2 protein-coding genes and 1 pseudogene are annotated in these 1,082 nt (G+C 42.9%); 2 read left to right on the top strand and 1 reads right to left on the bottom strand.

The window, feature by feature from the left end; genetic code table 11:
* Both QZ506_RS11560 and QZ506_RS11565 read left to right on the top strand, forming a co-directional pair.
* On the top strand, positions 1-149 hold a 149-nt coding region (locus QZ506_RS11560; RefSeq protein ID WP_291971212.1), incomplete at its 5' end, for an IS1 family transposase.
* Positions 150-168: 19 nt separating this feature from the next.
* Entirely contained in the window at positions 169-552 is a 384-nt protein-coding gene (locus QZ506_RS11565; RefSeq protein ID WP_367273011.1) for a restriction endonuclease subunit S, read from the top strand.
* A 404-nt stretch (positions 553-956) separates the two neighbouring features.
* On the opposite strand, the pseudogene QZ506_RS11570 reads toward QZ506_RS11565, so the two are convergent.
* A pseudogene (locus QZ506_RS11570) lies at positions 957-1,082 on the bottom strand (IS630 family transposase); the annotation flags it as partial.

Below are 1,082 nucleotides of genomic sequence, written 5' to 3' on the forward strand. Positions count from 1 at the left end.
AGCTGTATACACAGCGTATTGAGCGTGCACATCTGACACTGCGTAACCGATTGCAACGGCTCAATCGCAAGACGCTCGGATATTCAAAATCATCCGAAATGCACGATAGGATCATCGGTACTTACATCGAACGCGAGTACTGCGTTTGATGCTACATCAACTCATTGAATACACGACCCATCTCGTGCTCCTGTTGGCTATCTGGCTTTGGCAAAGATTCCAGTTGCAGTCAACCAGGGATACATCGCAATGAAATGCGAGAAACAGCTTTCTCCTGAGTACGTCCTGCAGTGGTGCGAGTCTCGAATGGATGAGATCAAGAGCCGGGCCAGCGGTACAACCATTGCAGAAATCAGCAAGAAAAATTTCAATGCTATTCCTGTAGTAGTTCCCCAGCACAGCCTAATTCTTGCTTACACGAAGCAAGCTAAAAGTATCTATGACAAGACTGAAATGCTCGCGAAGGAATCCAGGGTTCTAGCAGATCTACGCGATACACTACTACCTCAGCTTCTTTCTGGTTCCGTCAAACTCGAAGGTTTGGAGGCTTGAGTGGCTTTGTTGAATAAATATATATTATGCTGCGTAGCCATAAAGGCTGCGGATTCCCTTGACGTAAAATCAGTATGTTAAATCCAGAGCGTGGTGATGCATCCCGGAGCGATCAGCATTTTAATCCAAAACAGGCTCGTCATAACAGCATTATTCCCTATTATTCAACAAAGCCACTGTAATCAACATATTGAATACACGACCAAAAAACGCATAAAAGCAACGAATGTGTCCTCAAGTTACACCATGAAATAGCAGCAAAAAAATTGAGAAATTAACGTTAGCGGAATGCAAAGACATAGTAGACAAATTTCTGCCTGTGATTTGTTATAAACATACTCAGGGATTAAAACGGTTGAGTGAATATTTAGAAGCAAAACCAGAAAGCATATACCCAATAAACCTCAAGATGCAGGTTTGAGCACCTGAAAACGATCGTGAATTCTGGACGTCAGCGAGTCCGCTATTTCTGGTAGCGTATTGGTGAAAAAATTAAATATTGCATCCCGAAAATCGCGGGTGTTTTCAAA

It is taken from the genome of Candidatus Symbiopectobacterium sp. (assembly GCF_020054415.1).
Lineage (GTDB): Bacteria > Pseudomonadota > Gammaproteobacteria > Enterobacterales > Enterobacteriaceae > Symbiopectobacterium.